This is a genomic window from Streptomyces sp. NPDC033270 (assembly GCF_055576575.1).
The window spans coordinates 205289-219924 of the sequence record NZ_JBVIRA010000003.1 but is presented as its reverse complement, the minus strand read 5'-3'; the positions used below and the strand labels follow the sequence as shown (position 1 = coordinate 219924).

General features: G+C 71.5%; 15 protein-coding genes. 9 read left to right on the top strand and 6 right to left on the bottom strand.

Features of this window, described 5'->3' with window-relative positions:
• Window positions 1-43 precede the first annotated feature (43 nt).
• The 6 genes from ACZ5XZ_RS07155 to pssA all read left to right on the top strand — a co-directional run bounded on the left by ACZ5XZ_RS07155 (window position 44) and on the right by pssA (window position 6434).
• Complete coding sequence (locus ACZ5XZ_RS07155) at window positions 44-2056, top strand: protein meaA (RefSeq protein ID WP_468975078.1); 2013 nt, start codon at window positions 44-46, stop codon at window positions 2054-2056.
• Window positions 2053-3024, top strand: a complete 972-nt coding sequence (locus ACZ5XZ_RS07150; RefSeq protein WP_468975077.1) for an HpcH/HpaI aldolase/citrate lyase family protein — start codon at window positions 2053-2055, stop codon at window positions 3022-3024. The genes ACZ5XZ_RS07155 and ACZ5XZ_RS07150 overlap by 4 nt, the downstream gene beginning before the upstream one ends.
• Before the next feature lie 5 nt (window positions 3025-3029).
• Window positions 3030-3554 carry a MaoC family dehydratase gene (locus ACZ5XZ_RS07145; RefSeq protein ID WP_468975076.1) on the top strand — a complete coding sequence of 175 codons (525 nt, stop codon included), beginning with the start codon at window positions 3030-3032 and terminating at the stop codon, window positions 3552-3554.
• 6 nt (window positions 3555-3560) lie between these two features.
• Window positions 3561-4766 carry an acyl-CoA dehydrogenase family protein gene (locus ACZ5XZ_RS07140; RefSeq protein ID WP_384432938.1) on the top strand — a complete coding sequence of 402 codons (1206 nt, stop codon included), beginning with the start codon at window positions 3561-3563 and terminating at the stop codon, window positions 4764-4766.
• 170 nt (window positions 4767-4936) lie between these two features.
• Window positions 4937-5584 (top strand): phosphatidylserine decarboxylase, encoded by a 648-nt coding sequence (locus tag ACZ5XZ_RS07135; protein WP_030079423.1) that lies wholly within the window; start codon window positions 4937-4939, stop codon window positions 5582-5584.
• Window positions 5571-6434, top strand: coding sequence for a CDP-diacylglycerol--serine O-phosphatidyltransferase (pssA, locus tag ACZ5XZ_RS07130; RefSeq protein WP_451445921.1), 864 nt, complete (start codon window positions 5571-5573; stop codon window positions 6432-6434). The genes ACZ5XZ_RS07135 and pssA overlap by 14 nt, the downstream gene beginning before the upstream one ends.
• A gap of 94 nt (window positions 6435-6528) precedes the next feature.
• On the opposite strand, the gene ACZ5XZ_RS07125 is transcribed toward pssA, so the two are convergent.
• Window positions 6529-7653, bottom strand: a complete 1125-nt coding sequence (locus ACZ5XZ_RS07125; RefSeq protein ID WP_468975319.1) for a glycerate kinase — start codon at window positions 7651-7653, stop codon at window positions 6529-6531.
• Window positions 7654-7846: 193 nt separating this feature from the next.
• Here ACZ5XZ_RS07125 and ACZ5XZ_RS07120 point away from each other — a divergent pair, with 193 nt between their 5' ends.
• Together ACZ5XZ_RS07120 and ACZ5XZ_RS07115 are read left to right on the top strand one after the other, a co-directional pair.
• Window positions 7847-8377 carry an NUDIX domain-containing protein gene (locus tag ACZ5XZ_RS07120; protein ID WP_468975317.1) on the top strand — a complete coding sequence of 177 codons (531 nt, stop codon included), beginning with the start codon at window positions 7847-7849 and terminating at the stop codon, window positions 8375-8377.
• 112 nt (window positions 8378-8489) lie between these two features.
• Window positions 8490-9278, top strand: coding sequence for a nucleotidyltransferase domain-containing protein (locus ACZ5XZ_RS07115; protein WP_468975315.1), 789 nt, complete (start codon window positions 8490-8492; stop codon window positions 9276-9278).
• 19 nt (window positions 9279-9297) lie between these two features.
• Here ACZ5XZ_RS07115 and ACZ5XZ_RS07110 read toward each other — a convergent pair whose 3' ends face one another.
• Complete coding sequence (locus ACZ5XZ_RS07110; protein WP_468975075.1) at window positions 9298-9933, bottom strand: NAD(P)-dependent oxidoreductase; 636 nt, start codon at window positions 9931-9933, stop codon at window positions 9298-9300.
• Window positions 9934-10062: 129 nt separating this feature from the next.
• Between ACZ5XZ_RS07110 and ACZ5XZ_RS07105 the strand changes: the two genes are divergently transcribed.
• Entirely contained in the window at window positions 10063-10716 is a 654-nt protein-coding gene (locus ACZ5XZ_RS07105) for a TetR/AcrR family transcriptional regulator (RefSeq protein ID WP_468975074.1), read from the top strand.
• Window positions 10717-10776: 60 nt separating this feature from the next.
• On the opposite strand, the gene ACZ5XZ_RS07100 is transcribed toward ACZ5XZ_RS07105, so the two are convergent.
• From ACZ5XZ_RS07100 to ACZ5XZ_RS07085, 4 genes are all read right to left on the bottom strand, one after another.
• Window positions 10777-11337, bottom strand: coding sequence for a methylated-DNA--[protein]-cysteine S-methyltransferase (locus ACZ5XZ_RS07100; RefSeq protein WP_468975073.1), 561 nt, complete (start codon window positions 11335-11337; stop codon window positions 10777-10779).
• A gap of 9 nt (window positions 11338-11346) precedes the next feature.
• Window positions 11347-12819 carry an AlkA N-terminal domain-containing protein gene (locus tag ACZ5XZ_RS07095; protein WP_468975072.1) on the bottom strand — a complete coding sequence of 491 codons (1473 nt, stop codon included), beginning with the start codon at window positions 12817-12819 and terminating at the stop codon, window positions 11347-11349.
• Window positions 12820-12898: 79 nt separating this feature from the next.
• Window positions 12899-13915, bottom strand: coding sequence for a prolyl aminopeptidase (pip, locus tag ACZ5XZ_RS07090; RefSeq protein WP_468975071.1), 1017 nt, complete (start codon window positions 13913-13915; stop codon window positions 12899-12901).
• A gap of 152 nt (window positions 13916-14067) precedes the next feature.
• Complete coding sequence (locus ACZ5XZ_RS07085) at window positions 14068-14607, bottom strand: O-acetyl-ADP-ribose deacetylase (RefSeq protein WP_468975070.1); 540 nt, start codon at window positions 14605-14607, stop codon at window positions 14068-14070.
• Window positions 14608-14636: the final 29 nt, after the last annotated feature.

The following is a 14636-nucleotide window of genomic DNA, read 5'->3' as shown; positions in this document are numbered from 1 at the left end:
GAGACACCTCGGACGTTTCGAACCTCGAAGATTCGGGCCTGATATGACTGAGCGTCAGAAGGATCGTCCGTGGCTGATGCGGACCTACGCCGGGCATTCCACCGCCGAGGCGTCCAACGAGCTGTACCGGCGCAACCTCGCCAAGGGGCAGACCGGGCTGTCGGTCGCGTTCGACCTTCCGACGCAGACCGGCTACGACCCCGACCACATCCTCGCCCGCGGCGAGGTCGGCCGGGTCGGGGTCCCGGTGTCGCACCTGGGTGACATGCGGCGGCTGTTCCAGGACATCCCGCTGGACCAGATGAACACCTCGATGACCATCAACGCGACGGCGATGTGGCTGCTGGCGATGTACCAGGTGGTCGCCGAGGAGCAGGGTGCCGACATCACCAAGCTGTCGGGGACCACCCAGAACGACATCGTCAAGGAGTACCTCTCGCGCGGGACGCACGTCTTCCCGCCGGGGCCCTCCCTGCGGCTGACCACCGACATGATCACGTACACGGTGGCCAGCATCCCCAAGTGGAACCCGATCAACATCTGCAGCTACCACCTGCAGGAGGCCGGGGCGACGCCGGTCCAGGAGATCGCGTACGCGATGTCCACCGCCATCGCGGTGCTGGACGCGGTGCGCGACTCCGGCCAGGTGCCGCCGGAGAAGTTCGGCGACGTCGTGGCCCGTATCTCGTTCTTTGTGAACGCCGGCGTCCGGTTCGTCGAGGAGATGTGCAAGATGCGCGCCTTCGGCCGCATCTGGGACCGGATCACCCGCGAGCGCTACGGCATCGACAACCCCAAGCAGCGCCGCTTCCGCTACGGCGTCCAGGTCAACTCGCTCGGCCTGACCGAGGCCCAGCCGGAGAACAACGTCCAGCGGATCGTGCTGGAGATGCTGGCCGTCACCCTCTCCAAGGACGCCCGCGCCCGGGCCGTGCAGCTCCCGGCCTGGAACGAGGCACTGGGGCTGCCGCGCCCCTGGGACCAGCAGTGGTCGCTGCGCATCCAGCAGGTCCTGGCGCACGAGAGCGACCTGCTGGAGTACGAGGACATCTTCGCCGGCTCGCATGTCATCGAGGCCAAGGTCGACGCCCTGGTCACCGACTGCCTCGCCGAGATCGAGCGGATCCAGGAGATGGGCGGCGCGATGGCCGCGGTGGAGTCCGGCTACCTCAAGTCGCAGCTGGTCTCCGCGCACGCCGAGCGGCGGGCCCGGATCGAGGCGGGCGAGGAGAAGATCGTCGGCGTCAACTGCTTCGAGTCCACCGAGCCCAACCCGCTCACCGCGGACCTCGACACCGCCATCATGACCGTCGACCCGGCCAATGAGGCGCGGGTCGTGCAGGCCCTGCACGACTGGCGGGACAACCGCGACGAGGTGCGCGCCCAGGAGGCGCTGTCGACCCTGAAGAAGACCGCGGCCGGTGACGCCAACCTCTTCGCGGCCACCCTGGAGTGCGCCCGCGCCGGCGTGACGACCGGCGAGTGGGCCTGGGCCCTGCGCGACGTCTTCGGCGAGTTCCGGGCACCCACGGGTGTCTCCAGCGCCCCCCTCGCGGTCACCGCCGAGGAGGGCAGCCCGCTGGCAGCGGTCCGCGAGAAGGTCGCCAAGACCGCGGCCGAGCTCGGCAGCGGCAAGCTGCGGCTGCTGGTCGGCAAGCCCGGCCTGGACGGGCACAGCAACGGCGCCGAGCAGATCGCCGTACGGGCCAGGGACGCCGGCTTCGAGGTGATCTACCAGGGCATCCGGCTCACCCCGGAACAGATCGTCTCGGCGGCGGTCGCCGAGGACGTGCACTGCGTCGGCCTGTCGATCCTGTCCGGCTCGCACGCCGAGCTGGTCCCGGACGTCCTGGCCCGGCTGCGCCGTACCGGCGTGGACGACATGCCCGTCATCGTCGGCGGCATCATCCCCTCCGCCGACGCGGCCGCGCTCAAGGAAGCCGGAGTGGCGGCCGTCTTCACACCGAAGGACTTCGGTATCACGGAGATCATCGGCCGTATCGTCGACGAGATCCGCAAAGCGAACCAGCTCGACCCCCTGGAGGTCCCCGCATGACAGCGCCAGCGCCTGTCAGCCGACTGCGGCCGCGCCGCTCGTGCCTCGCGGTCCCCGGCAGCAATCCGCGCTTCCTGGAGAAGGCCCAGGGCCTCCCCGCGGACCAGGTGTTCCTGGACCTGGAGGACGCCTGCGCCCCGCTCGCCAAGGAGGGCGCGCGGCACACCATCGTCGACGCACTGAACGGCGGCGACTGGACCGGCAAGACACGGGTCGTACGGGTCAACGACTGGACGACGCACTGGACGTACCGCGATGTCGTCACGGTCGTCGAGGGCGCGGGGCAGAACCTCGACTGCATCATGCTGCCGAAGGTCCAGGACGCCCAGCAGATCGTGGCGCTGGACCTGCTGCTGACGCAGATCGAGAAGACCATGGGCTTCGAGGTCGGCCGGATCGGCATCGAGGCGCAGATCGAGAACGCCAAGGGCCTGGTGAACGTCGATGCGATCGCCGGTGCCTCACCGCGCCTGGAGACCATCATCTTCGGCCCGGCCGACTTCATGGCGTCCATCAACATGAAGTCCCTGGTGGTCGGCGAGCAGCCGCCCGGCTATGGCGCGGACGCCTATCACTACATTCTGATGCACATCCTGATGGCGGCCCGGACCTACGATCTGCAGGCAATTGATGGTCCGTACCTTCAGATCAAGAACATTGAGGGCTATCGCGAGGTGGCCGGCCGCGCCGCCGCGCTCGGCTTCGACGGCAAGTGGGTGCTGCACCCGGGTCAGGTCGAGGCCGCCAATGAGGTGTTCTCCCCCTCCCAGGAGGACTACGACCACGCCGAGCTGATCCTGGACGCCTACGAGTGGCACACCTCGGAGGCGGGCGGAGCCAAGGGCTCCGCGATGCTCGGCGACGAGATGATCGACGAGGCGAGCCGGAAGATGGCGCTGGTGATCGCCGGCAAGGGCCGGGCCGCCGGCATGATCCGTACGTCCAAGTTCGAGGCCCCGGAGGCATAAGCGCGATGCAGTTCGGCCGTACCTATGAAGAGTTCACCATCGGCGACGTGTACAAGCACTGGCCGGGGAAGACCGTCACCGAATACGACGACCACCTCTTCTGTCTGCTCACGATGAACCATCACCCGCTGCACATGGACAGCAACTACGCGGAGCAGACCACCGACTTCGGAAAGAACGTCGTCGTCGGCAACTACATCTACTCCCTGCTGCTGGGCATGTCGGTGCCGGACGTCTCCGGAAAGGCCATCGCCAATCTGGAGATCGAATCGCTGAAGCACGTGGCGCCGACCTTCCACGGCGACACGATCTACGGCGAGACCACGGTGCTCGACAAGACGCCGTCGAAGTCCAAGTCCGACCGCGGCATCGTGTACGTCGAGACCAAGGGCTACAAGCAGGACGGGACCCTGATCTGCGTCTTCCGGCGCAAGGTGATGGTCCCCACGGCCACCTACATCAAGGAGCGCGGCGGCGAACAGCCCGGCCGCCCGGAGCTCAAGGCCCCGCCGGCCAAGAAGGAGAAGTAAGTCACCATGAGCCGTCTTGCGCAGACCGAGGGCCTGACCGACATCCAGCGGGAAATCCTCTCCACCGTCCGCGACTTCGTGGACAAGGAGATCCTGCCGGTCGCCACCGAGCTCGAACACCGCGACGAGTACCCGACGCAGATCGTCGAGGGACTGAAGGAACTCGGCGTGTTCGGCCTGATGATTCCGGAGGAGTACGGCGGGCTGGGCGAGTCCCTGCTCACCTACGCGCTGACCGTCGAGGAGATCGCCCGCGGGTGGATGAGCGTCTCCGGCATCATCAACACCCATTTCATCGTGGCGTACATGCTCAAGCAGCACGGCACGCAGGAGCAGAAGGACTACTTCCTGCCGAAGATGGCGGCCGGTGAAATCCGCGGCGCCTTCTCGATGTCGGAGCCGGCGCTGGGCTCGGACGTGTCGGCCATCTCCTCCAAGGGCGTGCGGGACGGCGATGATTACGTCCTCAACGGCCAGAAGATGTGGCTCACCAACGGCGGTTCGTCCACCCTCGTGGCGGTGCTGTGCCGTACGGACGAGGGCCACCCGGAGGGCACCGCTCCGCACAAGTCGATGACGACCTTCCTCGTGGAGAAGGAGGCCGGGTTCGGCGAGGTGCGCCCCGGCCTGACCATCCCGGGCAAGATCGACAAAATGGGCTACAAGGGCGTCGACACCACCGAACTGATCATGGACGGGCTGCGCATTCCCGCCGATCGGGTGCTCGGCGGCCAGACCGGGCGTGGCTTCTATCACATGATGGACGGCGTCGAGGTCGGCCGGGTCAATGTGGCGGCACGGGGCTGCGGCGTCGCCCAGCGCGCCTTCGAGCTGGGCGTTTCCTACGCGCAGCAGCGACACACCTTCGGCAAGCCGATCGCCCAGCATCAGGCCATTCAGTTCAAATTGGCAGAAATGGCGACAAAGGTCGAAGCAGCCCATGCGATGATGGTTAACGCCGCTCGCAAAAAGGACTCGGGCCAGCGAAACGACCTCGAGGCGGGCATGGCGAAGTACCTGGCCTCCGAGTACTGCAAGGAGGTAGTGGAAGACGCGTTCCGCATCCATGGCGGGTACGGCTTCTCGAAGGAGTACGAGATCGAGCGCCTCTACCGCGAGGCCCCGATGCTCCTGATCGGTGAAGGTACCGCCGAGATCCAGAAAATGATCATTGGTCGCCGGCTACTGGAGGAGTACCGAATCCAGGGGTGAACGCCCGGTTTGGGCCGATTTACCCTAGACGAAGATCACACCCCGTCATCCTACTTCGGCCACGGATTGGCTCTGGCTCTTGGCCAGTTGCCGCTCGCAACCGATAGCATCCTTGGAAAGCCGCCGTCCCCCATATCCATACGCGGCATCCTCCGCTACGAAGGTCATTCATGCCCCACAGCCAATCCTCTGCACAACGCGGTCGCGTCCGCCTCGCGCGCGGAGCGTCGCCGTGGCTCCTGCCGACCGTTGCCACGGCAGCGGTCAGCCTCGCCCGGTCCCGCCGGTCGGGTCGCTGGGCCGCCGTTGCCGTGCCCACCACCGCACTGGCGGCGGGCATGCTGTGGTTCTTCCGCGACCCCGAGCGGGAGATCGCTCAGGGTCGCGTCATCTCCCCGGCCGACGGCGTGGTGCAGAGCATCATGCCGTGGAAGGACGGACGCACCCGCGTCGCGATCTTCATGAGCCCGCTGAACGTCCACGTCAACCGCGCGCCGCTGGCCGGCACGGTGACCTCCGTCGAGCACATCCCCGGCGGGTTCGTTCCGGCGTTCAACAAGGAGAGCGAGAACAACGAGCGGGTCGTCTGGCACTTCGACACCGAGCTCGGCGACATCGAGATGGTGCAGATCGCCGGTGCGGTGGCCCGCCGTATCGTCCCCTACGTGCCCGAGGGCACCAAGGTGGAGCAGGGCGAGCGGATCGGTCTGATCCGCTTCGGCTCGCGCGTCGACGTCTACCTCCCGGAGGGCGTCGAGGTGGCGGTCGAGGTCGGCCAGGCCACCACCGCGGGGGTGACTCGACTTGACCGTGATTGATCCCGAGACACAGGCCGGCTGGGCGCCCGAGACCGACGAGGACGAGGACGACATGCCGCTGTCCACGCGGCTGTCAATAGCGGACACCCTCACCCTCGGCAACGCGATCTGCGGCTTCATGGCGGTGTACTTCACCACCACCGGAGTCCTCATCCCGCACCTCACGGGGACCGAGGACGGCGGGATGGCCCGGCACAGCGCGGCCATGGCCGTGATCCTGATGCTGCTCGCGTCGGTCTTCGACCTCTTCGACGGACTGGTGGCACGCAAGCTGCGGGCCTCGGCGATGGGGGCCGAGCTCGACAACCTCTCCGACCTGATCAGCTTCGGGCTGGCACCCGCGTACTTCGTCGTGACCTGGGGCATGGTCGCCCTGCAAAACGCGCACCAGCGGGTCTCCCTGGTGGCCGCGGTCGTGGTGCTGCTGGCGGTGGTGCTGCGGCTTGCGCGGTTCTCCTGTGTCACCCTGCGCGACGGGATCTTCCAGGGCATGCCGAGCCCCTTCGGTGCGCTGACCGTCGTGGCGATCGTGCTGCTGGAGCTGCCGTTCCTGCCGACGCTGCTGGCGATCATCGGGGTGGCCTGGCTGATGGTGAGCCGGGTCGAGTACCCCAAGCCGCGCGGCAGGCTCGCGGTGGCGATGCTCAGCTGGATCGTGCTCAGCATGGGCATGCTCGCGGCCTGGGCGCTGGACGCCCCCGGCGGTCAGCTGCTGCTGCAGACCGGCTGCTCCCTCCAGGTGGTCCTGGGCGCGATGATCCCGCTGTTCGCGACGGCCCGCAGGGTCAACACCTTCCGCGACAACCGCCGCGAGTCGCGGGCCGAGTCGCGCGCCGCGCAGCTGCCCTAGCGCAGGCACGGCGCCCCGTACACACGCCGAGAGCCCCGAGCGAATCGTTCGCTCGGGGCTCTCGGCGTGTGCGGCGTATGCGCCGGGGCCGGCCTCAGACCAGGAAGTCGCGGGCCAGGTCCTGTGCCGCCCGCTCCAGCAGCGGGCCCGCCTCGGCCATACAGCGGGCCGGGTCGGACTCCAGGTCCGTCAGGGCGTACGCGCGCTGGATACCGGCCCGGCTCAGGGCCTCCTGCGGCAGCTGGAGCCGGCCGCAGACCGCGACCACGTCCAGGCCGGCCGCCCGGGCCGCGGCGGCGACACCGGCCGGCGCCTTGCCGTGCAGGGTCTGCTCGTCCAGCGAGCCCTCGCCGGTGATCACGAAGGTGGCCTTCGCCAGGGCCGGGGCGAAGCCCAGCACATCGAGCATGACCTCGATGCCCGGCCGGAACGCCGCGTCCAGACCCACCAGCGCGCCGTAGCCGATGCCGCCGGCCGCGCCCGCGCCGGGTGCCAGGGCGTGCTCGGCGGCCTTGGGGCCGACCGTGCGCGCCAGCACCTCGGCGTAGTGCGCGAGGGCGGCGTCGAGCGTGGCCACGTCGTCCGCACTGGCGCCCTTCTGCGGCCCGTAGACCGCCGGGGCGCCCTTGGGGCCCGTCAGCGGGTTGTCGACGTCGCTGGCGAGCACGATCTCGGTCTTGGCCAGCCGGGGGTCCAGGCCGGACAGGTCGGCCGTGGCCAGATCGCGCAGCGGGCCGCCGCCGGGGGCGACCGGCGCACCGTCCGCGTCGAGGAAGCGGGCGCCCAGCGCCGCGAGCATGCCCGCGCCACCGTCGGTCGTGGCACTGCCGCCGACGCCGAAGACGATGGTGGTCGCGCCCGCGTCCAGGGCTGCCAGCAGCAGCTCCCCGGTGCCGTACGTGGTGGCCGTCAGGGGGGCGAAGGCGCCCCCGGGCAGGTGCTGGAGGCCGGACGCCTCCGCCATCTCCACCACCGCGGTGCCGTCGTCGCGCAGCGCGAAGGTGGCCGTCACCGGCACGCCGGTGGGGCCGGTGACCCGCGCCTCGTGGCGGGTGAAGCCCGCCGCGAGCGCCGCCGCGACCGTGCCGTCGCCGCCGTCCGCGACCGGGACGGCCGCCACGTCCAGATCGGGGACCACGCGCCGCAGACCGGCCGTGACGTGCTCGGCGACCTCGACGGCCGTGAGCGAACCCTTGAACTTGTCCGCGGCGATCAGCACATGTGCTGTGTGTGTCCTTGCTGCGTCCGCCACCGTGTTTCCCCTTGCTTTCGAACTGGCAGTCGCGCCGCTGTGACCTTATCCGGCCAGCGGCCCGACGAACAGGGCACATCGGTCGCGGGCGCTCCCGAACGCACCGAAGTGCGCCCTCGAAGATCAGCCGGGCAGGCTCTAGGCTCGCGCCGTGACGACCATGGATTACGCCACGTACCTTGCCGGTCTGCCCCGTGTTCTCACGGGGGCGGGAGCGATCTTCCGTGACGCGGAGGGTCGCATTCTGCTCGTGGAGCCCAACTATCGCGACACCTGGATCCTGCCGGGCGGGACCGTCGAGTCGGACCGCGGCGAGTCGCCCCGCCAGGCCGCGCGCCGCGAGACCGCCGAGGAGATCGGCCTGGACGTCGAGCTGGGCCCGCTGCTCGCCGTCGACTGGGTGCGCGGGGAGGGGCGGCCGCCGTTGGTGTCGTACCTCTTCGACGGCGGAGTGCTGGACGCGGACCGGCTCGCCGCCATCCGGCTGCAGGAGGAGGAGCTGCTGTCGTGGCGGCTGGTCCATTGGGACGAGGCCCAGACCCTGGTGAACCGGGCGATGGCGCTGCGCATCGGTGCCGCCCTCAGGGCCCTGGCGGACGGCCTCGGACCGGCGGAGCTGGAGGACGGGGTGCCACCGGTGGTCGCCGGCGGTGCACGGGGACGGTGGGCCGGCGGTAGCCGGGAAAAATGACGTGAGCGGCGGCTGCCCGCGCGCCTAGATTGCTCCCGTGGAAGACAGCGTGGAAGACACCGTGGGAAAGATCGCCGCCAAGGTCGCGCGGGTGCCCGGAGTGGTCGGGGTGATGCTCGGGGGGAGCCGGGCGCGGGGGACGCATCGACCGGACTCCGACTGGGACCTGGGGCTCTACTACCGGGGGGAGCCGGATCTGGCGGCGCTCGGGACGCTGGCCGCGGAGCTGACCGGCGAGCCCGTCGAGGTGTACGCGCCGGGGTCCTGGGGGGCATGGGTCAACGGCGGTGCCTGGCTCGTACTGCCCGACGGGAGCCGTATGGACTGGATCCTGCGGGACGTCGACCGGGTGTGGCGGGTGTGGGACGAGTGCCGCGCGGGCCGCTTCGAGATCGGCGTCCAGGCCGGTCATCCGCTCGGCTTCTGGTCACCCGCCTACCCGGGTGAGGCGGCGCTGGGCCGGGTGCTCGCCGACACCGACGGGGAGCTGGCCCGTCTGAAGAAGGCGGCCCAGGACTACCCGCCGGCGCTGCGCACGGCGCTGACCGATGCCGCGGTCTGGGACGCCGGGTTCTCGACGGCGATGGCGGGCCGGTCGTACGCGACGCGGGACGTGCTGCACGCGGCGCTGTGCCTGTCCCGCGCCGTCGGCCACCTCGTCCAGGCGCTGCACGCGCACCACGGTGTCTGGTGCCTCAACGAGAAGGGGGCGCTGGCGGCGGCCGCGGCGCTGCCGCAGACCCCGTCCGGCTTCGGTGACCGCGCCGCCGCCGTGCTGTCCCGGCTCGGGCCCGCGGAGGAGGAGTTGCGCCGCGCGCTGGCGGGGGCGGAGCGGCTGGTGGCGGAGGTGCGGGCGGTGGTGGACGGCCAGAGTCCGCCCACCGCGTCAACAGCGGACTGAGCCCGGCGGCGGCGGTGGCTCAGCGGCTGACGCCGACCGCGTGGCCGTAGGTCTGCGGATCGGCGAGGAAATCGAGCATGGCGCGCGCCACGTCGGCGCGGGCGATGGACGCTCCGGCCGGGCCGGCTTCGACGGCGTGGCGGTAGCGGCCCTCGCCCGGCTTGTCGAGCAGGCGGGGCGGGCGGACCGCGGTCCAGTCGAGGCCGCTGCCGCGCAGTACGGCCTCCATGCGCTCCAGGTCGGTGTACAGCTCCTTGAGGACCGCCCACAGCAGGGGCCCGAACACCCGGTGGCTGACGAACGGCTGGCCGGTGCCGGCGCGGTTGAGCGGGCCCGCGCTGACCATGAGCACGCGCCGTACGCCGGTGACCTTCATCGCCTCGACCACCGCGCGGGCGGAGGTGGAAGCGGGCCGCAGCGGGTCGTGCCGGCCGGCCTGGCCCATACCGGAGAGCACCGCGTCGGCCCCGTCGACCACGGCCTCGACGGAGGCGGCGTCGAGCGCGTCCGCGCGGACGACGGTCAGGCGGTCGTGCCGCTCGGTGAGCTTCTCCGGGCTGCGCAGCGCGGCGGTCACCTCGTGCCCGTCGGCCAGCGCGTGGCGGACGAGGTGCCGGCCGACGCCGCCCGACGCGCCGAGAACGGTGAGCTTCATGCCTCTCCAGGGGATGAGTGGGTGTCGCGTGGATGCGGGATGCGCACGCGCAGGTGAGTGGGTAAGTGCTCACTCACCTGCGTCAGTGTGAGTGAGTACCCACTCACCTGTCAATGTAGGATCGGGGCCATGCCCCAAGACGCCGACGCTCCCCTGACCGGAGGCGCCCGCACGCGCGCCCGCATCCTCGACGCCGCCGCCGCGCTGATGGCGACCGTGGGGCTGACCCGCACGACGACGAAGCAGATCGCCCGGGAGGCCGGGTGCTCCGAGGCGGCGCTGTACAAGCACTTCCGCGACAAGGAGGAGATCTTCGTCCGGGTGCTGCACGAGCGCGCCCCGCGGTTCTCCACGGCGCTGGAGCAGCTGCCGGACGTCGTGGGCGACGAGCGCGGCCCGTCCGGGCACCTTCAGGAGGTGGCGCTGGCGGCCGTCCGCTTCTACCGGCGTGCCTTCCCGATGGCGGCGTCGCTCTTCGCCAGTCCGGAGCTGCTGGCGACGCACCGCCGCAAGCTGGACGAGCTGGGCACCGCCGGGCCGCAGAACGCCAGCCAGCATCTGGCCGACTACCTGCGGGCCGAGCAGGCGCTGGGCCGGGTCTCGTCCGCCGTCGACCCGCACGCGGCCGCCACGCTGCTCATCGGGGCCTGCTTCCACCGGGCCTTCCTCGACCTGTTCTTCGGCACCGAGGCGCCGGCCGGCGCACTGCTGCCCGAGACCGAGGAGGAGTTCGCGGCACAGACCGCACGGGCCCTGCTCGACGGCCTCACCCCGCGGGTCTAGGAGCGCCTTCGCCTGACCCACCGGGGGCGCCCCCGTGGCACAGGGCTCACGGGGCTCACGTCAGCCGCACGCCTCCGCCGGGAACAGCGTGTCCGCCTCCTCGGACCGTTCGAAGGCGAGCAGCCGGCGCTTGCGGTCCAGGCCGCCGCCGTAGCCGGTGAGACTGCCGTCGGCGCCGACGACGCGGTGGCAGGGGACGATGATGCCGATCGGGTTGCGCCCGTTGGCCAGGCCGACCGCGCGGGCCGCCGACGGTGCCCCGATCCGTTCGGCGAGCTCCCCGTACGAGAGCGTCTCGCCGTACGGGATGGTGCGCAGCGCCGCCCAGACGCGGCGTTGGAACGGCGTACCGCGCAGCGCGAGCGGCAGGTCGAACGTGGTCGATTCGCCGCGGAAGTAGGCCTGGAGCTGGGCGATGGCCGCGGCGAACGGCGGCTCGCCGGGGTCCGCCGGGCTGCCGAAGGTCTCCTGGGGCGGGCGATGGCGCTGGTCGGTCATGTAGAGGCCGGTGAGCGCCGCTCCGGCGGCGACGAGGGTGAGGGTTCCCACCGGGGTGCCGGTCAGGACGGTGTGGGTGAGGGGGGCGGTGTCGTCCCGGGGTCCGGGTGTGTGCACGGTCATGGCTGCGGCTCAGTTCGTCGGGAGGTGGTTGATGGGGTGGTCGTCGGTCGCCCAGAGGTACTGGACGGCGTAGGCACGCCAGGGGCGCCAGACCGCGGAGTGCCGCACCAGGGCCGCCGGGGTGTGCGGCAGGCCGAGGCCGGCGGCCGCGCGACGCAGTCCGAGGTCGGTCGGGGTGAAGGCGTCCGGGTCGCCGAGGCCGCGCATGGCGATGCATTCGACGGTCCAGGGACCGATGCCGGGCAGCGCGGCGAGCTGGGCGCGGGCCTCGTCCCGGTCGCTGCCGACGCCGAGTTGCAGCGCTCCGGAGCCGAGGGCGGCGATGACCGAGGTGAGCGTGGCGCGGCGGGTGCGGGGCATGGCCAGTGACTCCGGGTCGAGTTCGGCGAGCGCGGCGGCGGACGGGAAGAGGTGGCCGAGGCCACCACCCGGGTCGTCGACCCGCTCGCCGTGGGCGCGCACCAGCCGTCCGGCGTGGGTACGGGCGGCCGCCGTGGAGATCTGCTGGCCGAGGACCGCGCGGAGGGCGAACTCGGCGGCGTCGACGGTGCGCGGGACCCGGCGACCGGGCGCCTTGGCGACCAGCGGCGCCAGCTGCGGGTCCTCCCGCAGCAGCCCGTCGACGGCTTCCGGGTCCGCGTCGAGGTCGAGCAGCCGGCGGCAGCGGGCGATGGCGCCGGCCAGGTCGCGCAGGTCGGTGAGGGCGAGCCGGCAGTCGATGTGGTCCGGCCGGGGTGCGAGCGCGACGATGCCGTGCCCGTAGGGGAGGCTCAGGGTGCGGCGATAGGCGCCGTCCCGCCACTCCTCGACGCCGGGGACGGCGGTGGCCGCGAGATGCCCGAAGAGGTTGTCGGGGTTCAGCGGCTGACGGAAGGGCAGTCGCAGCGCGAGCGTGCCGGGGACCGCCGCGCGCGGGCCGGGCCTGGCGCGCTGCCGCAGTTCGGTCGGGGAGAGCGCGAAGACCTCCCGTACCGTCTCGTTGAAGGTGCGGATGCTGGCGAAGCCGGCGGCGAAGGCGACGTCCGCCATCGGCAGTGCGGTGGTCTCCACCAGGAGCCGGGCGGTCTGTGCGCGCTGGGCGCGGGCCAGGGCGAGCGGCCCGGCGCCCAGCTCGGCCAGCAGCTGCCGCTCGATCTGCCGGGTGCTGTAGCCGAGCCGGGCCGCGAGGCCGGGGACGCCCTCGCGGTCGACGATGCCGTCGGCGATCAGCCGCATGGCGCGGGCGACGAGATCGGCCCGCTCGTCCCACTGCGGGGACCCGGGGCTGGCGTCCGGGCGACACCGCTTGCAGGCCCGGAACCCGGCCTGCTGGGCTGCGGCGGCACTCGGGTAGAAGCGCATGTTCTCGGGTTTGGGCGGCACCACGGGGCAGCTGGGGCGGCAGTAGATACGGGTCGTGAGCACCGCCGTGTAGAACCAGCCGTCGAAGCGGGCGTCCTTGGACTGCACGGCGCGCAGACAGCGCTCGGTGTCGGTGTGCATGCCCCCAGGATTGCCCAGGGGGCGGGTCACGGCTGGCGGGAATCCGACATCAACGTCGGGTGACCAGGACTGGCCCAGGTCACCCGGGCTCAGGTGTTCCGTTCGCCGCGAAGCGGTCCAGCGCCCCGATCACCTCGTGCCGCATCATCCCGCTCCCCTTGTGCCCCGCGTCGTGGATCACGATCAGCCGGGCGGTGGGCCAGGCGCGGGCCAGTTCCCAGGCGGTGTGCAGGGGCGTGCCCAGGTCCTGGCGGCCGTGGACGAGCACGCCGGGGATGCCCGCCAGCCGCCCGGCGTCGCGCAGCAGGGCACCCTCCTCCAGCCAGGCGCCGTGCGAGAAGTAGTGCGAGCAGATCCGCACCAGGGCCAGCCGCGCCCTCGACGGCCGGTCGCGGTACGGGTTGGCCGGGCCGGACGGCTCCAGGGAGAGCACCGCGTCCTCCCAGGCGCACCAGTCGGCAGTGGCCCGCTCCCGTACCGCCGGGTCGGGGTCCGCCATCAGGCGCGCGTACGCACCGACGATGTCACCGTCCCGGTCCGTCCCGGGCGCACCGGCGAGAAAGCGCTCCCACTGCTCGGGGAAGAACCGGCCGACACCCCGGTAGAGCCAGTCGATCTCCGAGCGCCGGGTCGTGGTGACGCTGGGGATGACGATCTGCGACACCCGCCCGGGGTGGCGTTGCGCGTACGCCAGGATCAGCGTCGAGCCCCAGGAGCCGCCGAACAGCAGCCAGCGGTCGATGCCCAGGTGGTGGCGCAGCCGCTCCATGTCGGCGAGCAGATGGTCCGTCGTGTTGTGCCGCAGGTCCGTGGCCGGATCGCTCGCGTGCGGGGTGCTGCGCCCGCAGCCGCGCTGGTCGAACAGGACGATCCGGTAGCGGTCCGGATCGAAGTACCGGCGCGCCCCGGTGGTGCACCCCGACCCCGGCCCGCCGTGGACGACCAGTGCGGGCTTGCCCTCCGGGTTGCCGCAGACCTCCCAGTACACGAGGTTGCCGTCACCGGTGTCGAGCATGCCGGTGTCGTGGGGCTCCAGCGGCGGATACGGCTCACGGAGCGTCTCTTCGGAGGGCGTTGACACCTGCACGTCGACCATGCCGACAGGGTGTCATGTCGTCGATGCGGGCCGGTGGCGGACCACGGCGGCGGGGGCCATGGCGGCAGGAGACCATGGCGGCGGGAGACCATGGCGGCGGGAGGGCGGTACCGCCTGACGACGCTCCGTCCGTCGCCGCATGTGAGTGGTCGTCAGGACTCGGCCAGGGCCGCCTCGTAGGCCTCGCGGGCGCGGTCGTCGAAGACGACGAAGCGGATCTCGTCGAAGGCGTCCGGGGACGCGGCGACCGCGGCGCGGACGGTGGCGACGGCGGTCCGGGCGGCGTCGGCGACCGGCCAGCGGTAGACGCCGGTGGAGATGGCGGGGAAGGCGACGGTACGGGCGCCGAGCCCCGCGGCGACCTGGAGCGACTGGGTGTAGCAGGAGGCGAGCAGGTCGGTGCGGTCCTCGCTGTCGGAGTGCACCGGGCCGACGGTGTGGACCACCCAGCGCGCGGGCAGCCGCCCGGCGGTGGTCGCGACGGCCTGGCCGGTGGGCAGGCCGCGCCCGTACTGCGCGGCCCGCAGCGCACGGCACTCGGCCAGGATCTCCGGGCCGCCGCGCCGGTGGATCGCGCCGTCCACTCCCCCGCCGCCGAGGAGCGAGGAGTTGGCGGCGTTGACCACGGCGTCGACGGCCTGTTCGGTGATGTCGCCCTGGATGAGGGTGAGGGAGGTGCTCTTGGCGCTCATGGGGTCCGAGCGTAGGCCTTCGGCCGCCT

Excerpts from the sequence above, each read along its gene's own strand:
- ACZ5XZ_RS07155 (WP_468975078.1), top strand. The coding sequence starts at position 44 with ATGACTGAGCGTCAGAAGGATCGTCCGTGGCTGATGCGGACCTACGCC.
- ACZ5XZ_RS07150 (WP_468975077.1), top strand. The coding sequence starts at position 2,053 with ATGACAGCGCCAGCGCCTGTCAGCCGACTGCGGCCGCGCCGCTCGTGC.
- ACZ5XZ_RS07145 (WP_468975076.1), top strand. The coding sequence starts at position 3,030 with ATGCAGTTCGGCCGTACCTATGAAGAGTTCACCATCGGCGACGTGTAC.
- ACZ5XZ_RS07140 (WP_384432938.1), top strand. The coding sequence starts at position 3,561 with ATGAGCCGTCTTGCGCAGACCGAGGGCCTGACCGACATCCAGCGGGAA.
- ACZ5XZ_RS07135 (WP_030079423.1), top strand. The coding sequence starts at position 4,937 with ATGCCCCACAGCCAATCCTCTGCACAACGCGGTCGCGTCCGCCTCGCG.
- ACZ5XZ_RS07120 (WP_468975317.1), top strand. The coding sequence starts at position 7,847 with ATGGATTACGCCACGTACCTTGCCGGTCTGCCCCGTGTTCTCACGGGG.
- ACZ5XZ_RS07115 (WP_468975315.1), top strand. The coding sequence starts at position 8,490 with ATGCTCGGGGGGAGCCGGGCGCGGGGGACGCATCGACCGGACTCCGAC.
- ACZ5XZ_RS07110 (WP_468975075.1), bottom strand. The coding sequence starts at position 9,933 with ATGAAGCTCACCGTTCTCGGCGCGTCGGGCGGCGTCGGCCGGCACCTC.
- ACZ5XZ_RS07105 (WP_468975074.1), top strand. The coding sequence starts at position 10,063 with ATGCCCCAAGACGCCGACGCTCCCCTGACCGGAGGCGCCCGCACGCGC.
- ACZ5XZ_RS07100 (WP_468975073.1), bottom strand. The coding sequence starts at position 11,337 with ATGACCGTGCACACACCCGGACCCCGGGACGACACCGCCCCCCTCACC.
- ACZ5XZ_RS07095 (WP_468975072.1), bottom strand. The coding sequence starts at position 12,819 with ATGCACACCGACACCGAGCGCTGTCTGCGCGCCGTGCAGTCCAAGGAC.
- pip (WP_468975071.1), bottom strand. The coding sequence starts at position 13,915 with ATGGTCGACGTGCAGGTGTCAACGCCCTCCGAAGAGACGCTCCGTGAG.
- ACZ5XZ_RS07085 (WP_468975070.1), bottom strand. The coding sequence starts at position 14,607 with ATGAGCGCCAAGAGCACCTCCCTCACCCTCATCCAGGGCGACATCACC.